We start from the raw sequence: 24283 nt of genomic DNA on the forward strand, positions 1-24283 counted from the left end.
TATTACTGTGTTAAATAATTAATAATCGTTGATTGAACATAATAAGTTCTAATTGACTCTATTTGATTGATTTGAAACTTTAGTTGCAACTCTTGAATATCCAAAACATCATTAAAATCAATCGTTCCTGTTTCATAGCTTTTGATTAAAATGTCTTCTGCATCTTTGGCTTGCTGTAGGTTTTTGGTTTGGGTAGCATAACTTATTCTTGCAGAAATGCGTTCGTTATTCGCTTTGTCTAAAAGCGTTTCCAAAGCATTTAAACGTTCCTGTTTTTGGGCAGTAATTTCTTGTTGTTGCAACTCATTTTGCTTGGTTTGGGATTTATATTTCTTATTGAAAATTGGGATAGATACCGAAACCATTGGCATTACAATATCCTTTCCGTTATCACTAAAATCCATATTAGGTCTTTCAGCAACATTGATATAATCTAATCCAAAACCAATCATTGGACTGCTTTCTTTTTGATTTAATAATTCTGATTGCTCTATGGATTGATAGAGCTTATCATATTTTAGTAATTCAGGATGTAATGCTAAATTTTCAGAAGTAATATCAAAGTCTTCTGAAGGTATCATTAAACTATCTACCACATTCACGGTAACATCGTTATCTCTATTCAATAGATTATTGAAGTTAGTTTGTTCTGCTAAAAATTGTTGTTGCAATACATCTTTTAATTGTTGCATTTCGTTTTGGCGCATTTGCAATCGCAACACATCTACTGCGGATGCTTTACCAACCTCAACAGAAGTTAATGCCAACGTCTCATAAGTTTCTAATAGTTTAATGTTTTCAGTTAAGACCTCTTGCTTTGCTTTGTTAGCATATAGATTGTAGTAAGATTGCGATACCGAAGCCATTAGTTTTCGCTTTGCGATAACAATGTCCTCGTATTTAGCATCTGCCAATGAACTTACATAGTTTTCTCTCGATGTAATGGTTCCGAACCACGGTAACATTTGTTTAGCAGATACTTTAAAGCGTTGTGCACCTGTTCTGGTTTCCGGTTCACTTACAAAGTAACCAACACCAAATTCGGTATTAGGAATGGTATTGACTTCGTTTACTTTTTCGGAAGCTCTTTTGTATTGTAACTCAAACTTTTGAATTTCTGGATTGTTTGTTAAGGCTTCATCTATGAGTACTTCTAATTGTTGTGCATTTCCTTTGAGAACAAAGAATAACGAACAAAGAATAAAGACTGTTTTTATGTGTGATTTTATGTGTTTCATTTTACAGTTCTTTTAAGTTGAAATTCGGCTTTCCAGCTATATAATACTGGAACAACAAATAAGGTTATTAAGGCTATAAGCATTCCACCAAAACTTGGTATTGCCATAGGTATCATTATATCGCTTCCTCGACCTGTAGAGGTTAATACTGGTAATAATGCCAAAATTGTAGTAGCTGTAGTCATTAAACACGGTCTGATTCGTTTTTCTCCTGCTTCAACAACTGATGCTCTAATTTCCTTTTTATTATCTGGTGTGTTTCTATCGAAAGTTTGGGTTAAATAGGTTGCCATTACTACACCATCATCGGTTGCTATACCGAAGAGTGCAATAAACCCAACCCAAACTGCAACACTTAAATTGATTGGGTGCATTTGGAATAAATCGCGTAGGTTTTCACCAAAGAAATTGAAGTTTAAAAACCAACCTTGACCATAGAGCCAAATCATTATAAAACCACCTGCAAACGCTACTGCGATACCTGTGAATACCATTAGTGATGTCCCTACAGAACGGAATTGGAAATACAGAATTAAGAAAATGATGGCCAATGCTAAAGGCACAACAACCGACAAAGTTTTTTCTGCTCTTAATTGATTTTCGTAAGTTCCTGTGAATGCATAGTTGATTCCTTTTGGTACAATTAGCTCACCAGAATCTATCTTTTCTTGGATTAGTACTTGTGCATTTTCAACAACGCTTACTTCAGCAAAACCATCCATTTTATCAAATAAGACATAGCCAACTAAAAAGGTGTCTTCACTTTTAATGACTTGTGGACCTTGTTCGTATCTTATAGTTGCCAATTCGCTTAATGGCATAGGACTACCTTTTTCAACTGGCACATAAATCTGTTGTAAGTCGGTTGGGTTTGCTCGTAATTCTCTTGGGTATCGTACTCGTACACCATATCGCTCACGACCTTCTACCGTTTGCGTTAATACCATACCGCCAACTGCTACTTTTAATACATCTTGAACATCTTGTATCGAAATGCCATAACGTGCAATTTTCTCTCTATCAATATCAATTAACAAATAGGGTTTACCAACAATACGGTCTGCAAAAACAGCTTCTTTTTTAACACCTTCAGCTTCCTTGATGATGTTTTCTAATTGCACTCCAAACGCTTCTATTTGCTTTAAGTCTTGACCTTTAACTTTAATTCCCATTGGTGCTCGCATTCCTGTTTGAAGCATTACCAATCGGGTTTCAATAGGTTGTAGTTTTGGTGCAGATGTAACACCTGGTAACTTTGTAACTCTTACGATTTCATTCCAAATATCGTCTGGTGATTCAATTTTTGGTCGCCAATTACGATAGTACTCGCCATCATCATCTTCAATTAATTGAGACCTTTTTATAGTGCTAAAAATGATGTTTTCGGAATTATTAGGATTAGAAACCAAACGACCATCCTTCAATTCAAAGAAGCCATCATCATTTATTTTGTAGCGTTGGCGTACTCCGTTTTCATTCAGCATATATTCTGGTTTATACTGAATCATATTCTCGTACATTGATAGTGGTGCTGGGTCTAAAGCTGATTCTGTTCTTCCTGCCTTACCAACTACGGTTTCAATCTCTGGAATACTGGCGACAGCCATATCCAATTGCTGTAAAACACGCTTGTTTTCTTCTACGCCAGAATGAGGCATCGAGGTTGGCATTAGTAGAAATGAGCCTTCATTTAATGAGGGCATAAACTCTTTGCCTGTATTTTTCATAATGAAAAAACCTGCAATGACAATAGCTGTTGGGACAGACAAAAAGAGCAACTTATTATCTAAACACCACCTTAAAATACGTGTGTAATATTTGATAAATAATGAGAAAACACCTAATAAACCAAAGCAAATAACACTCACAAAAATGAGATTCCAAAAAATGCTTTTATCAACGCCTAACGGTCTCCAATATTCGGCTAACAAGAACACAATAGCTGATACAGAAATGATAATATTAATAAGGTTAGCTTGCTTGTCTTTTATCTTACTTTGAAGATTGAGAAGTGCTGTAATCCCAAACGCAATTAAAATTAACCCTATCCAATATCCATAGACTATGGCTACGATTCCAAATGCTATTAAAACACCATTTAAAACATATTTAAAAGTGCTTTTAATGTTTTTCTTTCTGAATAAAAATGCAGCAAACGGTGGAATTAAAAATAATGCTACGATTATAGAAGCTGTTAGTGCAAAAGTTTTTGTGAAGGCTAATGGTCTGAATAGTTTTCCTTCCGCACCAATCATAGTAAATACAGGAATGAAACTGATAATAGTTGTCATAACTGCGGTTACGATTGCGCCAGACACTTCAGCTGTTGCGTTATAAACTACCGTATTAATGGATTGAGTTCCATCATCTTCATCTAAATGCCGAATAATATTTTCTGATAGTATGACACCAACATCGACCATTGTACCGATAGCAATAGCAATACCTGATAAAGCGACAATGTTGGCATCTACACCAAAGAGTTTCATTGCAATAAATACCATTAAAACTGCAACAGGTAATAGTCCAGAAATTAATACGGAAGCTCGTAGATTAAACACCATAATAATTATTACTAAAATGGTAATCAATATTTCAAGAGTTAAGGCTTCGTTAAGTGTGCCTAATGTTTCTTGTATCAATTCTGTTCTGTCATAAAAAGGCACTATGGTTACTTGTGAGGTTCTACCATCCGCTAATACTTTCGAAGGTAAACCTGCGCTTAACTCGTTAATTTTCTCTTTTACATTATTAATGACTTCCATTGGATTTGCGCCATAACGAGCCACCACAACAGCACCAACAACCTCTGCACCTTCTTTATCTAATAAACCACGTCTTGTTGCAGGACCTAATGAAACTTTACCAATATCCTTTATCCTAATTGAAGTATAATCTTCTGAAGTGACTACTGCATTTTCGATGTCTGAAATGGATTTCACATAACCCAAACCACGAACTAAATATTCGGCTTGGTTAATTTCCAAAGTCTGTGCACCAATATCCTTATTACTTTCCTTAACCGCTTTTACAACGTGATGCAATCCAATATTATACTGACGCATTAGTTCTGGATTTACGTCTACTTGATACTCCTGAACATAGCCACCAATAGAAGCAACCTCTGAAACACCACTTGCAGAGGACAACGCATACTTTACATAGTAATCCTGAATACTGCGTAACTCTTGCAAATCCCAACCACCAGTTACATTTCCGTTTTTGTCACGACCTTCTAAAGTGTACCAAAATATTTGTCCTAATCCTGTTGCATCTGGACCCAAAGCAGGATTAACACCTTCGGGCAATAAACCACTTGGTAAGGAATTAAGTTTTTCGAGAATACGACTTCTACTCCAGTAAAATTCTATGTCTTCTTCAAAAATGATATAGATACTTGAAAAACCGAACATAGAGGAACTACGAATGGTTTTTACACCTGGAATACCGAGTAAAGATGTTGTGAGTGGATAGGTGATTTGGTCTTCTATATCTTGTGGTGAGCGACCATCCCATTTAGTAAAAACGATTTGTTGGTTTTCGCCTATATCTGGTATGGCATCTACAGCAACAGGATTGCTTGGTAAGAAACCTGTATCCCAATTAAAAGGTGCATTAACCGTTCCCCATCCTACAAAAAGGACGAGTAGCAGAACTGCTACGAGTTTGTTTTCTATTAAAAATTTGATGCTTTTATTGAGCATTGGCTTTGATTATTAAACAGTTAGACATTGGTGTTACGACAACACCGAATACAGCAAATTATCCTTACAACATTGCTGTCATAGGATAAAAGAGTCTATTGTTTAAAAATCAAATTAAATAAGTCTCGTCAATCTTGAAGATTTGTTTTATGACGAGTGGTGGTTTGTATTCTTCAAAAGAAGATACATTGTTATCTAAACCTTCAAAAAGGTTAATATAAGTGTAAACAAATGAAGCGACGAATACTTGTTGCTCAAACGTGATTTTGTCAACTTGCAATTGTAATTCGTCTTGACCTTCAATTGCTAATTGTTCATCATCACAACAATTTTTCTTGGTAATAGAACATCCTTCGGTTGAAGGCTTTTCCATTTCCATTCCGCACCCTTTGGCCTTATGAAAAATAGCAGTTTCTACTAAAGTATCTCCGCAATAATGCATATTCACAGTAAATGACATTGTAGAGAATAACACTACAAAAGCCATTACTAAAGACATTATTTTATGGAAAATTTGCTTCATATCTAATTGCAAATGTATAAAAATTTTACAACTATTGATTTTGTTTAACAGAAGTTTAATTGACTAATCTGCTTAATCCCAACTCATTCGTTGTAATCTAACTGCATTTAAAATTGCTAATAATGCTACTCCTACATCTGCAAAAACTGCTTCCCACATTGTAGCTAAACCACCTGCTCCTAAAATTAAGACAATAACTTTAACACCAAATGCTAAAATGATATTCTGCCAAACAATTTTACGTGTAGAACGACTTATTTTAATGGCTCTTACTACTTTTGAAGGTTGGTCTGTTTGAATGATAACATCTGCTGTTTCAATAGCTACATCGCTCCCTAAACCACCCATTGCAATACCAACGTTACTTGCTGCTAAAACTGGTGCGTCATTAATACCATCACCTATAAAAGCTACTTTGTTTACAGGATTTTTCTTTAAAATTTCAACTTCGTTTAATTTATCTTCTGGTAGCAAACCACCTTTAGCATTTTCGATGTTCAACTCTTTAGCGACTTGTTGCGTAATGGAATCTTTATCACCGGAAAGCATCATAATATTTTTAATGCCTACTTTATGTAAATTAGTAATTGTTTTTTTTGCATCTTCCTTTAATTCATCTGCTATTACTACAAAACCTGCAAATTGATTATCGATTGCTACCAACACTATCGATTCTACAATAGATTCCGTTTCCGTTGGAACATTAATATTATTCGCAGTCATTAAGGCTTTATTACCTACTAAAACTGTTTTACCATTTACAATGCCTTTTAAACCTTTACCTGCAACTTCAGAAACGTCTTGTGCTTCAAAATCTTCACCTTCAGCTTTGTACTCTAAAATGGCTTTAGCAATTGGATGCGTGGATTGTTCTTCCATCGCCATTAAGTATTGCATAAATTCGGTTTCATTCCAACCAATTGCTTTTACTTCTTTGATTTTAAAAACACCTTTGGTAACGGTTCCTGTTTTGTCCATTACCAAAGTATTTATCTTGGTCATTGCATCTAAAAATGAAGCACCTTTAAATAAGATTCCATTTTTTGAAGCTGCTCCCAATCCACCGAAATATCCTAATGGAATTGAAATCACTAACGCACAAGGACAAGATATTACCAAGAAAATTAATGCTCTGTATAACCAATCTCTAAACACATAATCATCTACAAAAAAGTAAGGTATAAAAGTAACACCAATAGCTAAAAACACTACAATTGGTGTGTAGATACGAGCAAACTGTCTGATGAATAATTCTGTTTTAGATTTACGTGCTGTTGCATTTTGAACCAAGTCTAATATTCTCGCAATAGAACTGTCTTCAAACTTATTGGTTACCTCAACTTCAATAACGCTTTCCAAATTAATACTACCTGCGTAAACCTTTGCTTCTTTTTGAATGGAATCTGGTTTGCTTTCTCCTGTTAACGCAGCTGTATTTAAAGATGCTTTTTCGGATAATAAAATGCCATCCAATGGAATTTTTTCACCTACACGAATTTGAATTTTCTCTCCAATATTGACAACTTCAGGCGAAACACTTTTATAATCTCCCTCACGAAATACATTGGCTTCTTTAGGTCTAACATCTAATAATGCTTTTATATTTCCTTTTGCACGATTTACAGCAGCACTTTGAAATAATTCGCCTACTGCATAAAATAGCATTACTGCAACACCTTCGGGATATTCACCAATAACAAATGCACCAATGGTTGCTATAGACATTAAAAAGAACTCTGTAAAAACATCACCTTTTTTAATACTAATCCAACCCTCTTTTACAACAGGAAACCCTACAGGAAGATATGCAATACCATACCAAGCAATACGAATCCAATCCTTAAAGAATGAAACATCAAAATAATCTAAACCTATACCAATGATAAGCATTGTAAAACTTATTATTGCAGGCACGTAGGTTTTGAATGCACTTCCATTACCGTGATTATGACCATCATTATGCGTGTGTTGCACTTCTGAATTTGGTTTTAAATCTCTTAAATTGACTTTCTTTTTTTCATTTAATATCTAATAATTTTTCAATGTCATTGGGAATAGGCATTCGTTTTAATGGTGGCACGTTTGCTCCACCAGTATTACCAAGTGGAACGTGATTTATAAATGATTTCCAGCCACCCACAAGCAACCTAATTATTTGACCTATTACTTCTTTCGTATCTTTTTGTCTAAATCCAAACTTTAGCATAAGCCAATGTGAATAGGTATGTTCTATAGGATAAGATTGTCCTATTATATGACTACGTTCTAAATGATACCAAGCATTACCAAACTGCTTATTTTCTAAACAGAAACTGTATTGTTTTAATTCTTGGTTATACGCCTGTTTTAGATGTTTAGGTATTTTAGTATTAAACTTCATATCCTCTAATTTTGGATAAATGTACTTTAATAGTAAGTGCAATGGAAGTGCAATAATTAGACACTACACTTATCGCAAATACCTTTTACCACCAAATTTACATTCTCTGACACAAAACCATCTGGCACTTTTATTTGAGGTATTTTATGTTCTGTTAAGCAAATGGTTTCATTGCAATTATTACAATGGAAATGTAAGTGCAAATCGGTTTCAATTTCACAATTACATCCCTTTTCACATAATGCATATTTTGTAATCCCTGTACCATCGTCTATTTGATGCACAATAGCCTTTTCTTCAAAGGTTTTAATAGTTCTGTATAAAGTGGTTCTGTCTGCTTTTGAGAAAGCATTTTCAATATCACTTAAAGTAACAGCGACCTCTTTTTCTGTAAGAAACTTATATATAAGCAAACGCATTGCTGTAACACGAATATTTTTTGACTCTAATACTTGTTCTATTGTTTCCATAATTAATGTGCGTGTTCTGCTTCTCCTTTTTTCATTTCTGCGTTAAGATAATAAGCATTGTTATAAGCAAATTTTGTATTACTTTCTATGTTTTCAGTAAATTGAACCGATACCCAATCACCATCTTTAGTGCCTAACACAACTTCGATAGGTTTAAAGCTCCAATCGTCATTTTCTTTTTCTACTGAAAACACATAATATCTTTCGCCTTCTTTTATAATTGCACTTTCTGGTAAAGCTTTTGTTTGGGTATTATCTACTTGAATTTTACCTTGAATATACATACCAGGAATTAAGTTACCTTTTTTGTTTTCTATTTCTGCGTGAACGTGGACTGCTTTTGGGTTGTCCTCAAAGGTTTTGCTTACGGAATAGATTTCTGCGATAAGCTCTGCATCTGGTATGGATTGTACCGTAAAGTTAACTTTCTGACCTTTCTGTACTTTATAAACATCTTTTTCAAAAACCATTAAATCGGCGTGAACGTGATGCGTATTTACAATTTCAAATAATTCGGTTTGTGGCTCTACATATTGACCTGTTTTTACTTCAACTTTTTGCACAAAGCCTTCTATTGGACTTCGCAATGCTATGCGCTGTGCAATTGTTCCATTGCGAACTGATGTAGTGTTAACGTTGAGTATTCTTAATTGCGCTTCTAAACCATTAACCATTGCTTTTGATGCTTGATATTCTGCTTCTGCTTTCTGGAAATTAGCACCAGAACCAACACCAGCATCGTATAATTTTTGTTGACGTTCATAATTTTTCTTTGCAAGCTCGCTATTGCTATAAGCGTTTAAATAATCCGTTTGCGCTTGTATGATATTTGGGTGCGATAGATAAGCCACAACTTGACCTTTATTAACCTTATCACCTTCAATCACTTCAATTGAAACGACATTTGCACCAACAACAGTAGTAATAGCTGCTTCGTTTTGTGGTGGTACTTCTAACGTTCCGTTTGCTTCTACATAGCCGCTCATATTACGTAATGCTAACGTATCTATTTTCATTTTCAATGCATCGAATTGCTGTTGTGAAAGCATTACTTCGTCTTCATTGTGATGCTCTTCGTTAACTTCTGTTTTTTCTTCCTCATCGTGGGAATGACCATCATTCTCGTTATGATTTTCTTTATTTCCGCAAGCTGAAACAAATATGGCTAACACCATTACGGTAAGGATTTTATATATTTTGTTTTTCATTGTCTTATTTATTAAAATATTGTAATTGAAATGTGCTTTCTAAATAGTTTACTAATGCAGTCTGTGCTTCCAGTTCCGATTGAATTGCTTCTTTTATCAACTGCGTAAATGCAGTATAATCAATTTCGCCTTCTCTATATGCCAGTAATGCACCTGTTTTTTGCTCTTTTGTTAATGGTAAAACTTGGTCTTTGTAAAACTCCCAAGATGTTTTCCATTTCATATAATTTTCTTTAGCCTGAACAAACCTTGATTGTACTTCCTGTTTTTTGAACGCTACATTGGTTTCCGCTATTTCTTTATCAATTCTGGCACTTCTAACTTGTGCTTTGCTAGAACCTGATAAAAACGGAACTGAAATTCCTGCTTGATAGGTGTAAAATCCTGAATTGCCATTTACTTTTTGTAAACCACCTTGAAGATTGAACTTTGGCAAATTATCTGCTTTTGCAGCTTTATATTTAGCTTCCGCTTCATCTACAATGTTCTGCGACATACTGTACAATGGATGACTTTCAATACTGAATGTTTCCATATCACTATCTATCGCTACCTCAAATTCATCTGAAACTGTAAAAATTTCTTCTGATACCAACCACAAATTGAATTGCTGTAAGGCAATAAGATAATTACTATAGGCTTGCGCTTTTTTATTCTGAATTTGAAACGCTTGATTTTTTGCTGCCGAATATTCTAATTTAGAAATAGCTTCGACTTCATAATTTAAAGCTACTGCTTGCTCGAATTTGGAATAAATGGAATCCAATTCCTTATACAAATCATAGTTTTGTTTCATTTGATAGCAATTAGACCAAGCTTTTTTAACTTCCAATTCTAATTCCAACTCGGAAAGTTGAAAGGCTTTTTGTTCCAATTGAATGCGTTGTTCTTGTAGCTTCTTTTTAGAACCAATGCCAAATACATCGATATTTGATTGACCAATACCAATGGTTGTATAGATGCCATTTCCATTATCAATTTCTTCTCCACCTGTAAAAATTTGAGTCGTTCCGAAATCATAGGCAGTCGATTTTAATTGTTCTTGTTTTGTAATTTCCAACTGCTTTTGCTTCAATAATGGATAATTACTTTTTGCGAGTTTAACAGCTTCCTGTAATGAAATTTCGGGAATTGTATCATTCAACTCTTGTGCATTACTTTGTGGTGAAAAGCCAAATAGTAATAATACAACTGCTGTTGCTGTTACTAACTTTTTATTTGGCTTAAACGTAAAAGATTTGTTTTCTACCCAATGATATAAAATTGGTAAAACAAATAAGGTAAGCAAAGTTGAAGTTAATAATCCACCAATAACAACCGTTGCCAATGGACGTTGTACTTCTGCACCAGCTGATGATGAAATAGCCATTGGTAGAAAGCCTAATACATCTGTAAAAGCAGTTAGCATAATAGGTCTGATTCTTCGTTTAGTACCTTCAACTATTCTATCCTTTAGATTGGTTACACCTTCTTCTTTTAATTCGTTGAGTCCGCTTATCATTACCAAACCATTTAAAACTGCAACACCAAACAGCACAATAAAACCAACACCTGCCGAAATACTAAATGGCATATCACGTAACCACAACGCCACAACACCACCAATAGTTGCCATTGGAATAGCTATGTAAATCATTAAGGTCTGTGGTAAAGATTTTAATGCAAAATATATTAGTATAAATATGAGTAACAATGCAATAGGCACAACGGTTTGTAATCGGTTGCTAGCACGTTCTAAATTTTCAAATGCACCACCATAACGAATAAAATAACCTGATGGTAATTCTAATTGTGCATCTAATTTTGATTTAATTTCAGTTACTAACGATTTTACATCACGTCCTCTAACATTAACACCTACATAGGTTCTTCTATTGGTGTTATCTCTACTGATTTGCATTGGTCCTGCTTTATAGCTTACATCTGCAATTTCACGTAAAGGAATTTGAGCACCCGAAGGTAAATTGATATACAGGTTTTGAACATCTGAAATATCCTTACGGTTTTGATCGCTTAATCGTACTACTAAATCGAAGCGTTTTTCACCTTCAAAAATTACACCTGCTGTACCACCTGCAAATGCAGATTGTACGGTTTGATTAAGCGTATTTATTTGAAGACCATATTGCGCCAATTTATTCCTGTTGTAATTGATTGTCATTTGTGGCAAACCTATTGTGGCTTCCGCTTTCATATCACCAATACCTTCAGTACCTGCGATAATTTTAGATATTTCTTCGGCTTTTTGAGATAGAATATCAATGTCTTCACCATAAAGTTTTATAGCAATATCTTCACGAACACCTTCTAATAACTCGTTAAAACGCATTTCAATAGGTTGTGTAAACTCATAATTAACACCAGGAACCATTTCAACTGCTTCTTTCATTGCTTCAATCAATTCATCTTTTGATTCTATAGTAGTCCATTCACTTTTAGGTTTCAGAATTACAAAAACATCGGCAATATCCATAGGCATCGGGTCGGTTGGAATTTCGGCAACACCAATACGACTCACAATTTTATCAACTTCTGGAAATTTTGCTTTTACTATTTGTTCTATTTTGGTAGTAGTTTCAATAGTTTCTGTAAGTGAACTACCTGGTTTTAAAATAGCGTGAAATGCAATATCACCTTCATCGAGTTGCGGAATGAACTCGCCACCCATTCTTGAAAACATAAAAACGGTTATTCCGAACAACACAACTGCAATACCAATTACCCATTTCCCTTTTCGCAAGGCTCTAACCAATAAAAGTTGGTATTTATCTTCAACCCAATGCACAAATCTATCTCCATAAGATTTTTTATCGTTTTTAGGTGCTCTTAATATTAAAGCTGACATCATTGGCACATAGGTTAAACAAAGTACCATTGCACCAATCATAGCAAAAATAAAGGTCAAAGCCATTGGTTTAAACATCTTTCCTTCAATACCTTGTAAGGCTAAAATGGGTAGAAAAACGATAAGGATAATCAACTGACCGAAGAAGGCAGCATTCATCATCTTTTTTGAAGCATTAGAAGCAACTTTATCTCTTTCTTTAGATGTAAGTTGTTTCTTTTTCAAAACTTGTGATGCTATAAGAAAAACAGTGCTTTCAACAATAATTACAGCACCATCTACAATGATTCCGAAATCAATTGCTCCTAAACTCATTAGGTTTACCCAAACATCAAAAACATTCATTAAAATAAAAGCAAATAATAAGGATAATGGAATAGTAGAGGCAACTATTAAACCTCCTCGCCAATTACCTAATAAAAAGACCAACACAAAAATGACGATTAATGCACCTTCAATAAGGTTAGTTGTTACTGTAGAAGTTGTTTCGCCAATTAATTTACTTCGGTCTAATAATGGTTCAATAATTACGCCTTCTGGTAACGACTTTTCAATTTGAGTCATTCGCTCTTTTACATTGGCAATAACATCATTGGAATTAGCTCCTTTTAGCATCATTACCAATCCACCTACAACTTCTCCTTCACCATCTTGGGTTAATGCACCGTAACGAATTGCAGAGCCAAATTGTACCGTAGCAATATCGCCAATAGTGACAGGTATATTATTAATATTCTTGACAGTGATTTTTTTAATGTCCTCTAAACTTCTCACCAAGCCTTCACCACGAATAAAATTGGCTTGATGGTTCTTTTCAATATATGCACCTCCTGTATTTTGATTATTGGCTTCAAGTGCATTAAACACATCTGTAATGGTAAGGCCAATAGCATTTAAATCGTTTGGGTCAACCGCTACTTCGTATTGTTTTATTTTTCCACCAATAGCGTTTACTTCTACCACACCAGGAACCATTGCCATTTGACGCTGTACAATCCAGTCTTGCATTGAGCGTAAATCTGCAATGTTGTATTTGTCTTTAAACTCTGGTGCAACTTTTAGTGTGTATTGGTAAATCTCTCCTAAACCTGTTGAAATAGGACCCATTGTAGGTTCGCCAAATCCAGCAGGTATTTGCTCTTTGACTTTGTTTAGTTTTTCGGCTACTAATTGGCGAGGTAGATATGTTCCCATATCATCATCAAATACAATAGTAACCACAGATAAGCCAAAACGAGAAATTGACCTTATTTCCTGAACATCAGGAAGATTGCTCATTGCCACTTCAATTGGATAAGTAACAATTTGCTCAATATCTTCAGTACCTAAATTGGGGGATTGTGTTATAACCTGTACTTGGTTATTGGTAATATCTGGAACAGCATCTATTGGCACTTTGGTCATACTCCAAATACCTGTTCCGATTATGGTAAGCGTAAGCAAACCAATAATGAATTTGTTATTGATTGAAAAATCAATGATTTTATTAATCATAGAAAATGTATTAATTCAGTTAAACTATTCGATACAATTCTGATATAAGAAAATAGAATTACACAAAATGAAATGAACCCTTTAGGCTCAAAATTGGATATAGCTATCCATTAAAAAACTGAATTATACTTTAGGTGGCTGGAAAAGTGATTCCAAATATCTGGAAGTGAAGTTTACTTTATGTAAATTATATTGTTTTTTCTCTTCAAACTTAAATCGATTGGTTAAAGCCAAATTATTGTTCGCAATAATTAATACCAAAGGGTGACAACATTGATTATGGGAATGGACTGGTGTATTCTCCTTATCTGGGTTATGATGATGCTCTTCATTTTTAGCATCGCTCTCAATGTAATCTTCAACTACATATTCAAAGAAAGAGTCTCCATAAACTTTATGGTCTTGATAATGGGTAATTACATTTGAAATTTCTTTAATTGGACCACAAAAGTCCATATCTATGCTTATCCCTTGAAAAAAGAATAAAATAGACATTGATATGGAAACAAATATTTTCATATAATTTATACAAATATACAAATTATTGAATGCAATGGTGTTGCAAATAAATTGATTGGTAAATTACAAAAACCATAGAGCATCTTTAGCATCGTCTGGAACGCCATTATTAAAACGCGGTGCTATTTGTGCTACCATTTCAGGATATTTAATTGTGATTGGTACATTTTGTTGTCGAAGTGATTTCCAATACAATCTGCTAAACTGATATACTTGTGTTAATAGTTCTAACACTACGTCTGCATCTTCAAAAGCATCTTCATCTGGACTGCTTACCTTAATTTTTATTGGAAACGGATAACCATCTGTATCTGCATATCTCTGTGAATTAGGGTAACGCGCATTATTAAACAGTAGGAATTGATTTTCGCTAATACGTATGTATGTGCCACTTACAGGCATTAACTTTTTGTTCCAATTAAGGTCGTAAGCAATAATATCTTCTGCTTCTGTTTTATTGATATTTAGAATGTAAAGCGGAATTTTTAACCCTAATGTATGCATCCCTCTAATAATTGGTTTTAGTTCCTCGTAACTCATTTCCTTATAGAAGTGAATGACTACTTTATCTGCTTCTGCAACCGATGTAAAATCTCTAATGGCTTTACATATACTTCCTGCCAATAGGTCTGTTTCGCTTTGGTCAAAATATTCGAACTTTCTAAATAAGCCATTGTTTTGAAAACTAAAGGCACTTGCTATATACCGCCTGTTTTCGCCTTGATTGGTAAATGCACCAACACCAATTACTAATTCTTTTTTATCGGTTACTGCAAGTTTCCAAGGTGCACCACCTAATTTAGCGTGAATAGCCAATGCCATATTTTGTAATGAAAATTGGAAGTTGTATTGATTCTCGATATTGACCACCATTTTTTCATAATCTACCACTTGTGTAACAATGCCTTCATTTAAAAACAGTTCTTTGATTTGAATATAGATTTCGCGGTCTTCGGGATTTTGTGTGAACTTATCGAAAGGACTTAAATAAAAAGCTGCGTAAAGCACATTATCGTGGTCGAAGGTTAAACTCTCTAACTTTTCAACTATTTCTGGTATTGGGTCGTTTTCGTTGGTAAATTCAATGAAGTGTTCTTTGGATGATGATGCTTTAATGTTCACATAGGCTTCTAATCCTTTATAATAATTCTTTTCTGTATTTACACCTTCCTTTAAATTTTGATAGAAAGACAATACCGAATCTTTATGAGAAGTATGGCAAATGAAAAATATCTTGATATTTTGATTGTTTGGACGTCTGTAAGGGTTTAGGATATTCATTGCCTTTTTAGGCACTAAATGGGTTTTCTTGTTACCGTATTGGTCTTTACCAAATTCCAATAAACCTACTTGTGGGTCGATATGGTTGATACGATTGAGTGGCACATCTATAAACGTATCAGTTTTAAATGGAAATATGACTTTAAAATCTTCTTTAAACAGATAGTTGGTTGCAAAATTATTAATAAGTGCTACGTACTTTTGATATTTATTAATTGGTCTTATAGGTTCCTCAATAGGTATATCTAATGCTCGTGCTAATGACAAATTAAAAATTGGGTATGCTTGGTCAAACTGAATAGCATTGTAAAATTCTTGTTTTTCCTCTGTATCGAGGTCCATTTGGTAATTGAACGTTTTTTGACCATATACACAACGTTTTATTAACTCTGAATCCTCTATATCCTTAACCGATGTTGTAAGGACTTTTGAAGTACCATCGTATGATACAATTAACTCTGGTAAGTCTGTGAGTTTTGCAAACTGTATCTTAAATGAAAATTTATAGTAGAGGTTATAGTCTGATGTATTCCCTTTTTTTGAAGGCATCCACACTTGTACATCACCAACGAAGTTTTTTACTACTATATAGTCTTTCGATTTAAAATAGCTTCTTAATTTATGTTTAAGGAATTGCTTATAAATTCTTAATTCTCTACCATCTACTAAATTTAGCTTAATGCTTGGTGCATCTGGTATTTCTGTTGTAAATGTTGTAAATATTTGGTCTTTGTTAGATAAGTCTGCATCTGGAAACACCTCTTTTATCTGCCTTGAAAATTTAGATTTATGGATAGGATGACTACCTTCAATATCCTCTAAAGTTAAATAAATAGTAGGCGCACTATTAGGCCATTTAAAGTTTAGTATGTTGGTTTTGAGGTGTTCTTGCATAAATGAAATTATATTGTAATTTTACATAGAAGGTTGAACTTTATTATTGTTATCAACTAATAAATCTTTGTTTAGTAGTCTATTTACAGACTGCATATCTTGGTATGTAGATTTAGCACGCTCTATTATTTTTTCAATAATTTTATCAGAAACTTCCATTTGTTTCACCAAGCCTAAACCAACCAAATAATCTAATAAAAAGGATATATACAATAGTTCAAACTGTGAAAAAATATTGTTTTTTGTTTTAGTGCGATGTATTAAATAATCTCGATGACGAACAATCTTTGATACATATGTTTTAATATCATCTTCTGGAATATTAGTTATATCGACTAATAATTGCTTTTGTTCTAATAAATCTTTGGCAAAAGATGAGTTCTTAATCTTATTACCAAATTTCAAACTATAAGCTTCGAAAGCTGTATAGGAATTTGTAAATCGCCTACTATGGCTCGTTTTAACCGAGAGTAAATTTTCGATAATAATATCAGCACAATAACCTATGCCTTCATTGTTATACCAATGCTTAATTATATTGGACAAATCATCTTTAATAGTATCATAGTCAAGCGCTATAAAACCAGATATGTTTTCTTTGTTGAAATCATCCTTGTAATATAACGAAGCCCAATTACCACAGCTTAAACATTTAAAATTAAAAGCTTTAAATTGTACAGACTTACCGTATAAAAAATGAAATAATTTTTGAAATGAATTATATAAATCTATACTCTCAAGAATACTCAATTTTTTTCTGATTTAAAATCGACATATCCAACATTGTCCATTCTAAAAAAGTTGTGGTTAGAAGTATTGGATGTTGATTTTGTGATTTTAATAGATAAGTCTTCAGTAATATTCGTATTGTGGACTACGTCATCCTCTTTTTCAAGTTTGTCTTCTAAAGAATTATACCAATGCATTTTTCTAACCCAACTCACTATTGCTAAATTGTCAATTTGAAATTCATTAATTTTCAAACCTATAGGTTCAATTAAATGATATGCACAAGCAAACGTATATTTAGGCTTATAAGTTTTAGTCTCTACTATTCCATTGCTACTGTTTTTAATCTTGCAGTTTACAAAAGTTAAATAGCCTAAACCTGTAAAAACCCCATAAATTAACTCTATTTGATAGGCAGGTAATCTTTCTGACAAATTGGTCGTTATGTGTACTTCATCATTAATTAACTCTAATACACAAAAGCACTTATTATCCTCTGCAGATTTAAACCATACCTCGCCATAATATTTATTCTCTTTAAACATAAATTACTTTAAATCCTAACCCTTTTTTACAATCTTACTAATTTTTTCTTCAGCTATTTTGAGGATTTCCGTACGCTCCTTTTCATTTTTGAGCATTAGTACAATTTGTTCGGACATCCATAGCTTAATTAATTCGTTTTCGTCTTCTTTTAATGTTTTGGCAAAAGCAACTACTTGTTCGCGTCTTGCCATCCGATTTCCTCGTTCTATTTTACTTAAATAGGCAACATCCATATTTAGGTTTGCAGCCATTTCCCTTAATAGCAAATTGCGTTTTTCACGCAATGAACGTATGTACTCTCCAAACTCCATAATAGAATTATTTAGACTTGTCAAATTTTGTCTAATTTAACAAAAGGAAACCAAAGGAAAGTAAAAAGATATAAACAGTTATTAACAGGTAATGAGGATATTAAGGATTTGAGGAAGTCAATTTAATCATATCCTTAAATCCTTAAAATCCTTAACTATGTCTTTGCAGGATTTGAATAGTTGTTGTGTGCTTCTCTGTATATTAAACCTGCATCAACAAATTTGGTAATATAGCCTTCTGCGGTTTTGTGTGGGATGCTTTGTTTTGTGGCTAAATCTAAATACTCTTGTCTGCTAAATTGCTTTGGCAAACTTTCTAAAAAGCGTTCTTTTCTATTTAAGCGTTTTGTTGCTTTTTGCTCTATTGGTAAATCATTAAATACTTTACTACTGTGTTTTACTAAAATTGAAATTATGGTTAGTGCATTTTCAAAATCTATATCCTCACATTCTTTAGTTGCGTTTACATCACCATCCTCCATAATTCGGAATGCTGTGAATAGCATCATTATCCTAAACGCAATTAAGCCTAATCGCCTTATTGTTGCGATGTACTCTTCGGGTTGTAGGTTGATGTATTTGGTCTGTAAGGATTCAAAGAACGTATTGAATTGCTGTTGTTGGGTTGTGGTTAATCGTATTTCAATCTCTGGGTTGTTTTTTAGCGTTTTGTACAATTCTAAAAACTCACTACCTAATTGGTTATAGTAATCATCTAAACCTAACTTATTACTATTTTGAAATACATTTTTCCAAGTTGGTTTTATATTCATATAGTAAAACATAAAGCGACTAAATAGCCCATTTTCTGCATTGGGTATTAAGGTTGCCACTTGTTTAGGTGTGCCTGATAATACTGTTGACAAGCACGGTTTCTCAATATCTACATATTCTCTATCTGTTCTACGATAATAGCTTATGGTTTCGTGATGAAATGCTTTACGAAATCCATCGGAATAATTGCCATAATCACTTTTAAAGGCTTGTGCTAATGTATCGCCTTCGGTTTCAAAAATTAAACCTCTGCCTTTATTATCAGAAATTAATTGATATACGCCTGTTACACTATTGTTAGCAGGAATGAACAGCATTCGCTCTGGCGGTTTACTCGGTTTTTCCAAGTTTTCATCTTTGCCTTTATTCATATTATAAGTAGCAGTTTCTGCTTGAAATTGCTGCTTTAATACTTTGGCTTGTTCTCGTTTTAATTTATGAACAGGCTCTACCAAATTTTTAATTTGGTTAAGTCTTCCTTTACCTGCAGATGCAGGTGCGGTTACAAATAAATATAAGTTGCTGAATACTCTACGTTGGTCATAGATACCAAAGAGTTTAGGAAAACACGCACTAAATGCTGTTAATGCACCTAACAATAAAATGTCCTTTTCTTCTTGTCCATTAGCAGGATTTACAACTTGTTGTAAAAACTGTGGCAAATTCTCATATACCGTTTCTGGTATTGTAGGCATTGATTGGTTGGCTGTATCGACAACAGTTGCAACGTTTGTTGCAACTTCGTTGTTATACTGTTGTTTAGTCGGTTTGATACCTGACTGATGTGCATAGTGATAAAAGGTAGCAATTGTAATTCCGTGTCCTTTTGCGTTTGAGCATTTATCGAATTGTGCATCACACTCTTTAGCATCGTAACCTGCATAATTTTTACTTATTCGGTGGAAATAATCTCTACCTATTTCTCCATATTCTTCGGCTAAAGCAAAGCCTAAATCTCGCCAAGTGGCATAACTTCCTGTTATGTCTGTACCTGATTGCTCGATTGCTGAAATGTAGGATTCAATGTCGTTATCAGCAACTGCAACAACATTAGTTGTTGCGGTGTTGCTTTTTGGTTTTGTTGGCTCTTTAGGAACTTCTAACCAATCTTTTGGGTTAAATATTTTAGTCATAATGCTTGATGTCTTTTATGTAGAAAGGCTGTTGGGTCGTATGGTAAAAAACACGCTCTGGAAACGTCTTTACCTGACTGGTCAACCTCAATGTTATAATTGTGTTTAATATAATTTGCAACTGCTGTGAAATATTCTGAATGTGTTACTTCTGAAACATCTATTCTAATAATCCATTTTAAACCATCGCCAGATGGTGATATGAATAGCATTTCGGTTTCAAAATATTCATCATTTAAGAGTTGCGTTCTTAACTCTTGTAGATTCTCTAAATGGTCAAAATCAATGGTTAATAAATTAGAATGCTTTAGCAAATTATTATCGCTTCGTTTTTCAAATGTTCCTGAAAGTGTTACGTAATCAAATCGATTCGCTTTAAATTTACGTGCTTCTTTTACATTGGTAATTGCTCTTAATTCTTCAGTAATTTTTTTGTATTTATTACTTGTGATTAATGCAAATACTTGATGCAATCGCAAGGTTTCCGAAGGAAACACATTGCGAACAGGTGCTTTAAAAAAGCTACAGTTGGCATACCAGGTGTCGTCTGGTTCATTCAACCATTCCAATTTGTCTTTTTCCTTGACATCTAAATTAAGATGTAACTCTTGATTTATCTTCTGGTACAAATCTTCTTCATCGGTTATTCTAAAATGATATTGTGCAAAATCGAATACATCACCTTTAAAGGCTTCTAATTCTGTATCTCGATGTGTTGCTATAATACCATCAATATGAATCCGTAAGGTTTCTTTACCACCATTAAAAGGGTTTCGAGTTATCCCACAGTCCCTTCCTTTTACAGAAAGGACTGTTTGATTAGGATAATACTGTCTCAACACATAGGCATAGATTTTTAAACCATAATGTGTTTTGTCTAAAATTGCTTCTCTACTTATTTTCATCTTGCTTGAAATTATGGTTGTAGTAGTTGTCTTGAAGCAATTGCTCTATGTCAGCAACTTTATAGTAAAATTTACCTTTTACTTTGCTGTAAGGCAAAGTGCCATTGGTTCTTAAAGTTTGTAGCGTTCGCTTACTTATATGTAAGGTCTGCAATACATCTTGATTGTCTATCCACGTATCTTTTAATACTTCTGCTCTCGATTGTCGTAACAATTCGATACGTGCTTTAATGTCCTTTATTTCTTGAGAGAGCGTTAAGAGTAAATCGATTATTTCAGTCATAACTTCACCGCTCCTTTCTTAATAAGGTAATCGGCAGCTTGCTGTTCGATTTCGTCTCTTGAGTTCATACGGTTACGCAGTAACCAATGGTCTAACTCTTCTCTTTGAAAATAAATCTTTTTACCATTCGGTTTATAATGTGGAATGGTTCCCGTACTTGTGAGTTTATACAAGTGCGATTGGGATAATTCTAAATACTTGCAAGTTTCATTAAAGTTTAATACTTGCTTTTGCATTGTTTGTTGCTCTAATAAGAGTTTTTCAATGCGGTCTAACTTTTCGATGATATTTGTGTCCATCGTTTATTTTGTTTTAAATAAATGAGGACATCTGGCCAAATGTCATTCTTGGTTTTCAAGAACAGGACAAAGGTTGAAAATTGGCTTCCCGATTTTAGTAAGAGTGTAAAACAAGGGTAAGACAACAGTAAGGTTTCTTACTATTCTTACTGTTTTTTATTGCAGTTGTTGGATGATTTTATCTATTTCTTCCTTTTCTTTTGGATTGTGAATTTTGTTTTTGTGAAGATTATTCGCCTTTAATAGCGTACCTGTTTTAGTAATAAATTTTCCAGAACGTTCTATTGAGGTAGGATTGAAACCATTAAAAAATGGTTTAAGTTTTGTTACAAGGTAACTAAACTGTGTAGTTTCGCATTGAAGATAAATTTGCGATTCTGTATTTGCAAAATCTTTTGCTAATAACAATTGGTGCAAATGTTCAACAGTTGTGCGGTTATCTAACAAATCGATTTTTAGATTTACTTGTTTAAGTACAGTTAGCAAAGTTGAAGTGTCATTACTTTTATATCCAAAAGAAGTCTTGGGTGTTGCTTTCGTTTTTGATGTTTTTTTGGTAGCAACTTTTTTAGTGGTGTTCTTTTCTATTAAGCTAACATCAAAAGTTTCATCATTAAAGTATTTTTCTGCAATTTCAGAAATTGAGAATTTTGTATTTTCCGAAAATTGTCCGTATTGCTCTTGTAGTTCAGCATACAACCTTATTACAGATACTTTTAAGTAGTTTATGATATAATTGTCATCATTATTTAAATCTGTTGTTATACCTCTTTTATTGATATAAGTTGCAATGTCATTTAAGTACTTATCAAATTTATTAAGTAGAATGGTATAGCTGTATTTATTTTCTGGTGTAGTTGCATTTTTCGGAAATTCCTTTACAAATGATGCTACTGTATTTTCTGTTTCATTAATTATTAGCTTTTGATAGTATTCTTTTTTCGCATTTAAAGGCTTTTTAAAGTTTACTTTAAAAACTGCGTTATTAGCTTTTTGGTTCAATTTAAAATCAGACAATAAGTATTTAAAATCCTTTTCCTGTCTATTATCTCTATGTAAGCCATTGGTTATAGAAACCAAACTTGAAAATATACTTCCTTTCATTATAAATCCAGTTGAATACGGTTAGCAGCTTCTTTCTTTTTATCGTCAATTACTTTGGCATATATCTGTGTAGTTCGTAACTCTTTATGACCTAATAATTTTGATACAGTATATATGTCTGTACCCAAAGTTAATTGTAAGGTAGCGTAGGTATGACGCGCACAATGAAACGTAATAGTTTTAGTAATACCTGCCTTCATCATCCATTGTTGTAATTTTAAATTAGACCAGGCACTATAATGTAAGCCATCAAATACTTTATCGTCTGGATTACCTTTTTCTCCTAATAGATTTCTTGCTTGGTCTGATATTGGTAAGGTTTCGACACCTTTAGTTTTCTTTTGTCTAAATCGGATATAATATCCCATTTCTTTTGAGTGCTGGATTTCTGACCATATCAGTTTTTCAATATCTGACCAACGTAATCCGGTTAAAGCTGAAAAAATAAAAGCATTCTTTAAGATAGGCAGTTCACATTCTGTATTAACTGCTTTTTGTAATTCATCAAGCGTTAAAAATTCTCGTTGAGGTTCTCCTTGTTTAAAATACTCTACACCATTTGCAGGATTTACTTTTAAAATTCCATCCTTGACCGCCTGTTTTAATGCCGCTGAAAATTTACCATAATACGAATATTTTGAATTTTGAGACAATTGCTTACCTGCTCTACCTATTGCTTCTTTATCTAAATACTCTTTGAAACGCTCAACAAACGATTTGTCTATATCTTGAAAACTAACATCTGTTGGACAAAACTTTTTTAAATGTTTTAGCATACTATTCCAATTACCATAATTGCCAGAGCTTGTATTTTTCTTTTCTGCTAAAGCTGTGATATAAGTAATAAAACTACCTTTTAGCTTTTCAATATCTTGAAAGCCATAAATACCATTTTGAATTTCTATTTGTCGCTGTGCACATATAGTTTCAGCCAATTGTTTGGTTTTCTTATTAACCTCTCTTTCAGTTTTGGTTTTAGGATTAGGTGTAAGGTATAAGCGTAAGTATTCTGTTTTACGTTTGCCTTTATGATAGTAATCTAAATACAGACTTATTTTGTCGTTCTTCTTGCGTTGTCTTAATGTTACTTTCATAATGGAATTAATTAAAAAGGTTTTCTATTTGCCATCTGGCCACAATACGCTTTCTACCAAAAGGAACTGCTTTTAAACGTCCTTGTTGAATCATTCTTTGAATGGTCCATCTACTCACACCAATAAGCTGTGAGGCTTCTGTAACACTTAAAAAATCCTTGTTATTTACTGCATTAGGATTATGAACCTCAACAACTTGTTTTTGCTGTTGCATATCTTCAGTAAGAGTAGCTTGAATTTTTTCTTTACGTTTGCGTGCCTTATAGGCTCTTTTTGCACAAGTATCACCACAGTATTTAGTAACTGTTGTACGTGCTGTAAATGCATTACCGCAATGCTTACAAGTTTTAGGAATGAATAAATTACTGCTCATAAATGGTGCTTTATGTAGCGTAATGGTGCAACGTGGTGCGTTATGGTGCATCATTTCGCCAATATCTTCGCCAACAGAAATGGGCAACAATTCTATATTTTAGGCAACAGATATACAACAAATTTAATCAAAAAAGAGCAAATAAACAACAAATAAAAGAAGATAAAATACTATAA

Annotated in this window: 19 protein-coding genes and 1 pseudogene; all 20 read right to left on the reverse strand. The window is 33.4% G+C overall.

The features are described 5' to 3' along the window. Positions 1–2: 2 nt before the first annotated feature. Positions 3–1238 carry a TolC family protein gene (locus AC0L4B_RS15410; RefSeq protein ID WP_226696415.1) on the reverse strand — a complete coding sequence of 412 codons (1236 nt, stop codon included), beginning with the start codon at positions 1236–1238 and terminating at the stop codon, positions 3–5. Continuing rightward, complete coding sequence (locus AC0L4B_RS15415) at positions 1235–4942, reverse strand: efflux RND transporter permease subunit (protein WP_289044109.1); 3708 nt, start codon at positions 4940–4942, stop codon at positions 1235–1237. The genes AC0L4B_RS15410 and AC0L4B_RS15415 overlap by 4 nt, the downstream gene beginning before the upstream one ends. Before the next feature lie 109 nt (positions 4943–5051). Beyond that, entirely contained in the window at positions 5052–5465 is a 414-nt protein-coding gene (locus AC0L4B_RS15420; RefSeq protein WP_226696413.1) for an HYC_CC_PP family protein, read from the reverse strand. Between the two features lie 72 nt (positions 5466–5537). Continuing rightward, positions 5538–7439: a heavy metal translocating P-type ATPase gene (locus AC0L4B_RS15425; protein ID WP_473437709.1), complete on the reverse strand. Its 1902-nt coding sequence runs from the start codon at positions 7437–7439 to the stop codon at positions 5538–5540. Between the two features lie 43 nt (positions 7440–7482). Then, on the reverse strand, positions 7483–7845 hold the full coding sequence (locus tag AC0L4B_RS15430) for a DUF3703 domain-containing protein (RefSeq protein ID WP_013622781.1): 363 nt from the start codon (positions 7843–7845) through the stop codon (positions 7483–7485). Between the two features lie 56 nt (positions 7846–7901). Next, positions 7902–8315, reverse strand: coding sequence for a Fur family transcriptional regulator (locus AC0L4B_RS15435; RefSeq protein ID WP_054851361.1), 414 nt, complete (start codon positions 8313–8315; stop codon positions 7902–7904). Positions 8316–8317: 2 nt separating this feature from the next. After that, positions 8318–9523, reverse strand: coding sequence for an efflux RND transporter periplasmic adaptor subunit (locus AC0L4B_RS15440; RefSeq protein WP_289044113.1), 1206 nt, complete (start codon positions 9521–9523; stop codon positions 8318–8320). 4 nt (positions 9524–9527) lie between these two features. Beyond that, positions 9528–13862 carry a CusA/CzcA family heavy metal efflux RND transporter gene (locus AC0L4B_RS15445; RefSeq protein ID WP_379899985.1) on the reverse strand — a complete coding sequence of 1445 codons (4335 nt, stop codon included), beginning with the start codon at positions 13860–13862 and terminating at the stop codon, positions 9528–9530. 123 nt (positions 13863–13985) lie between these two features. Next, positions 13986–14381 (reverse strand): hypothetical protein, encoded by a 396-nt coding sequence (locus AC0L4B_RS15450; RefSeq protein ID WP_289044117.1) that lies wholly within the window; start codon positions 14379–14381, stop codon positions 13986–13988. Between the two features lie 63 nt (positions 14382–14444). Continuing rightward, a complete protein-coding gene (locus AC0L4B_RS15455) occupies positions 14445–16556 on the reverse strand; it encodes a Piwi domain-containing protein (RefSeq protein ID WP_289044119.1) in 2112 nt (703 codons plus the stop codon). 21 nt (positions 16557–16577) lie between these two features. Next, positions 16578–17102, reverse strand: coding sequence for a HEPN domain-containing protein (locus tag AC0L4B_RS15460; RefSeq protein WP_473439453.1), 525 nt, complete (start codon positions 17100–17102; stop codon positions 16578–16580). A 36-nt stretch (positions 17103–17138) separates the two neighbouring features. Then, positions 17139–17830 (reverse strand): annotated as a pseudogene (locus AC0L4B_RS15465) (ApeA N-terminal domain 1-containing protein); the annotation flags it as partial. Positions 17831–17845: 15 nt separating this feature from the next. Beyond that, complete coding sequence (locus AC0L4B_RS15470; protein WP_038507003.1) at positions 17846–18142, reverse strand: helix-turn-helix domain-containing protein; 297 nt, start codon at positions 18140–18142, stop codon at positions 17846–17848. 155 nt (positions 18143–18297) lie between these two features. Next, positions 18298–20049: a DUF3987 domain-containing protein gene (locus AC0L4B_RS15475; RefSeq protein WP_289044125.1), complete on the reverse strand. Its 1752-nt coding sequence runs from the start codon at positions 20047–20049 to the stop codon at positions 18298–18300. After that, positions 20046–20954, reverse strand: a complete 909-nt coding sequence (locus AC0L4B_RS15480) for a BT4734/BF3469 family protein (RefSeq protein WP_289044127.1) — start codon at positions 20952–20954, stop codon at positions 20046–20048. The genes AC0L4B_RS15475 and AC0L4B_RS15480 overlap by 4 nt, the downstream gene beginning before the upstream one ends. Further along, the gene (locus AC0L4B_RS15485) at positions 20941–21237 is read right to left on the reverse strand and encodes a helix-turn-helix domain-containing protein (RefSeq protein ID WP_289044129.1); all 297 of its coding nucleotides are present in this window, start codon (positions 21235–21237) and stop codon (positions 20941–20943) included. The genes AC0L4B_RS15480 and AC0L4B_RS15485 overlap by 14 nt, the downstream gene beginning before the upstream one ends. Then, positions 21234–21536, reverse strand: coding sequence for a helix-turn-helix domain-containing protein (locus AC0L4B_RS15490; RefSeq protein ID WP_013622770.1), 303 nt, complete (start codon positions 21534–21536; stop codon positions 21234–21236). The genes AC0L4B_RS15485 and AC0L4B_RS15490 overlap by 4 nt, the downstream gene beginning before the upstream one ends. A gap of 156 nt (positions 21537–21692) precedes the next feature. Continuing rightward, a complete protein-coding gene (locus tag AC0L4B_RS15495; RefSeq protein WP_013622769.1) occupies positions 21693–22640 on the reverse strand; it encodes a DUF6617 family protein in 948 nt (315 codons plus the stop codon). Next, positions 22640–23734: a site-specific integrase gene (locus tag AC0L4B_RS15500; protein ID WP_013622768.1), complete on the reverse strand. Its 1095-nt coding sequence runs from the start codon at positions 23732–23734 to the stop codon at positions 22640–22642. Before AC0L4B_RS15500 ends, AC0L4B_RS15495 begins: the two co-directional genes overlap by 1 nt. A gap of 7 nt (positions 23735–23741) precedes the next feature. Beyond that, positions 23742–24194 (reverse strand): helix-turn-helix domain-containing protein, encoded by a 453-nt coding sequence (locus AC0L4B_RS15505; RefSeq protein WP_473437710.1) that lies wholly within the window; start codon positions 24192–24194, stop codon positions 23742–23744. Positions 24195–24283 lie beyond the last annotated feature (89 nt).

It is taken from the genome of Olleya sp. NP1-10, assembly GCF_055804415.1.